Raw genomic sequence first — 3,309 nt, forward strand, 5'->3', positions numbered from 1 at the left:
ACTATACAAATCATCTCAATTACTTTTTTCGTCGATCAAATTCTGAGTAAGAAATTTACGCATAAATACTTACTCGATCGTGTACTCGATCGCGGCAGCTATGATTTTCTTCTCAAATTCTGTCTCCTGTCTCCTGTCTCCTGACTCCTCCTTCTATACTACATTTTGTGGTGCGGAATGTGGGATATAAAGTTTATATAAAGTTGTCTAAAAAATCATATAAACTTTATATAAAGTTTTGGGGTTGTATTTTTTTTTCGGTGCAAGTATCTTGGTAATAATACCAATTTGATAAATGTTTGCTACAAATAGCCAGGGTATTTCTTAGAATCCAGCAATTCTGCAATCCAGAATTCAGAATTGATAAATTTAATACCATTTTTGATAATGAGCTATTTAAACCCATAGAAGGATTGGATTATATCAGTGGTTTAACTAAAGTTCAGATGATAAAATTGGCAGAAGTAGAGAAAATTAAATTAGGATTTTTTGATGAGATAAATCTGGTTGAATTTGAAAGTTCCGATTACCCTAACGAGAGATTAGTGGCTTGTCGAAATTCCTTAATAGCTGAAAAAAATCACCAAAGAAGAGAGGAGTTATTACAAAAAGTAGAATCAGAATTCAAGTTGATTATTGAAGCTACTAAAAGAGAAAAAAAACCATTGAAAGGCGCAGATAAAATCGCCTTAAGAGTAGGGAAGGTTTTCAATAAATATAAAATCAACAAATACTATAATTTAGACATTACAGAATCGAGATTTTCTTATGAAAGAAAACCAGAGGTAATTGCTCAAGAAGTAGCTTTAGATGGGGTTTATATTCTCAGAATTTCTGTAGATAAAACTGTGATGAATAAGCTGGAAGTTGTCAAAGCTTATAAAAGCTTATCTGCTGTAGAATCAGCCTTCCGTTGTGATAAATCTATTGATTTAAAAGTCCGTCCAATTTATCATGATAAAGGAGATAGAGTCAGAGCTCATATTTTCTTATGTATGTTAGCTGATTATGTTGAATGGCATTTGAAACAACAACTAGCTCCCCTATTATTTGAGGATGAAGAAGTTGATGATAATTGGGAAAATGTAATCACAGCTCATGGCAGTGATTCTGCGGTTGATAAAGATAGAAAGAAACGGAACCAAGAACAGTTTCGGGTTCACAGTTTCCGCAGTTTAATGGAAGATTTAGGCACAATTTGCTTGAATACAGTGCAGTGTACTATGGTGAGTGGAAAATATGTTTTTTCCAAGGTAACTCGACCAACTGCACTACAAAACAAAGCATTAGATTTATTAGGAATTTCCTTAATTTGTACCCAGTAAATGGGGGTAGACAATTCAACGTATCTCTCCTACAGCATACATTATGGCGTTTTGTCAAAGGGGAAGTTCAGCTAAATAGTAGTCCATATTACTAATGTGGAGCGATCGCCAATCATTCACACAGTAGGTTGGGTTAAGCGCTAGCGCAACCCAACAAATATTCCTAATGCTAATGCTTTGCTAGTCAACTAATATCATGTCCGGTTGAATACTTATAAATAAACGACGGAGGAGTCAGGAGTCAGGAGTCAGGAGTCAGGAGGGAACAAAGAAGAAGAAAGAAGCAAGAAGAAAGAATAAAGAGGAGGAAAAAGAGAAAGTTTTTTTATCACTAATTATCCGGACATGATATAAAGCATGAAAGCGATCGCCAATCATTCACACAGTAGGTTGGGTTAAGCGCTAGCGCAACCCAACAAATATTCCTAATGCTAATGCTTTGCTAGTCAACTAAAGCATGAAAGTGATCGCCAATCATTCACACAGTAGGTTGGGTTAAGCGCTAGCACAACCCAACAAATATTCCTAATGCCAGCGTTTTGCTAGTCAAATAAAGCATGAATCAGAATATCTGTGAGAGATTTTTGCTTAATTTCATACCAAAACTTCGTGTCAACAATATCACATTTTGCACCAGCTTTGACGAGATGATCGTCCAAGAAAGTCAAACATTCTGTTGTTGCTGGATCTTCACCAATTTGTAAAAAACTAATTCCTAATTCATAACTATTTTCTGTACCTGGAACCAGGTCGATTTTTTCAGTAGCATTAATAATTAAATTTGCCAAAGCTTCTTGTTCATCAGAAATTTTATCTACTAATACTAAAATAATATCTCCATTCTTAGTTTGTTTTGCATCTCGGCGTTGAAAATAGTCATTAATCGCATCTTCTAAACTACTTACTACATCTATTATTTCTGGAGGCTCTTTTAACTGAAATAGTTGGGCTAATTTTACGACTTCTGTGTTTGTATGCTTGATAAAAGGACTAGATGCAAGATAAACAGTAATTCCATCATGATCTAATGATTGACAATGTTTGGCTAAATCAATGATTTTTATTTGTGCTGCAATCCAATCTTCATAGTACATATTAGAAGCAGACCAGCTTTCAAGACTTCTAGCAAAAATAAACGTGTAGTCTCGATTTTTTAGTAATGAAAGATGATCGGACATAAACTTTTACCTAGAATTTTAGTTTGGAGCAATATAGTTTTTTGTACTTATAATCACAATAGTAACAAATTAAATAGGGTTTGCGCTCAAAAGTCTTTTAGTAGGGGTAGGAGACAACCCACCCCTCGCCCCTCCCCCTCCCAGGAGGGGAAGACAGGAGACAGGAGACAGGAGAAATGGCTTGGGAGCGAGGAGGTAGGAGTAAGAATTGTCCCAAGATTTTTCTGCCCAACTATGCGCCTAAAATACGCTCCATGCATGAGTGTTTTAGACTGAAACAGGCGCACTTTTTTCGATTCCAAAAAGGCACTTGTCTTTATATGTCAATGCTTTTAGATTTATTCAGCAAGCCCTAAATAAGTTTATGTTTATTAAATTAATATGAAATTATATCATGTTCGGATAAGAGCGTGATCAAAAAACTGGCGTTGCTGAATTGAAGTATGAATGCGCGATTGTTTGGTTCTGGTTAAGCCCCCGCGCATCCCCCGTTCAACAAAAAGCGCAGCAACATCTGGCTTCCCCCGATCCTGCGGGGGACGGGAGGGGGATCAAGGGGGACTTTTAGAGTTTTATTCCCCCCAAAATTGGGGGGCTAGGGGGGCCAAATCATACCCAGAATCAGCAACGCCAAAAAACTTTCTCCTTTTCCTTCTCTTTCTTATTTCTCCCCTTCTGACTTCCCCTCCTGGGAGCAGGGCTGTTTCAAAGTATTGTAGATTAACGATTTAAGGAGAACGGAAGATGAGGGGATAGTGGAACAGTGAAATTTGCCAAAATTTGCCGATTTTGAGCGCAAAGTACGC

General features: G+C 36.8%; 2 protein-coding genes. One reads left to right on the top strand and one right to left on the bottom strand.

The window, feature by feature from the left end; genetic code table 11:
- The first annotated feature begins 413 nt into the window (after positions 1 to 413).
- Positions 414 to 1,325, top strand: a complete 912-nt coding sequence (locus F6K54_RS42160) for a hypothetical protein (RefSeq protein WP_293090450.1) — start codon at positions 414 to 416, stop codon at positions 1,323 to 1,325.
- A 542-nt stretch (positions 1,326 to 1,867) separates the two neighbouring features.
- Here F6K54_RS42160 and F6K54_RS42165 read toward each other — a convergent pair.
- A complete protein-coding gene (locus tag F6K54_RS42165; protein ID WP_293090451.1) occupies positions 1,868 to 2,503 on the bottom strand; it encodes a hypothetical protein in 636 nt (211 codons plus the stop codon).
- Positions 2,504 to 3,309: the final 806 nt, after the last annotated feature.

It is taken from the genome of Okeania sp. SIO3B5, from assembly GCF_010692555.1.
GTDB lineage: Bacteria > Cyanobacteriota > Cyanobacteriia > Cyanobacteriales > Microcoleaceae > Okeania.

Coding starts and splice junctions, on each gene's coding strand:
- F6K54_RS42165 (WP_293090451.1), bottom strand. CDS start 2,503: ATGTCCGATCATCTTTCATTACTAAAAAATCGAGACTACACGTTTATT.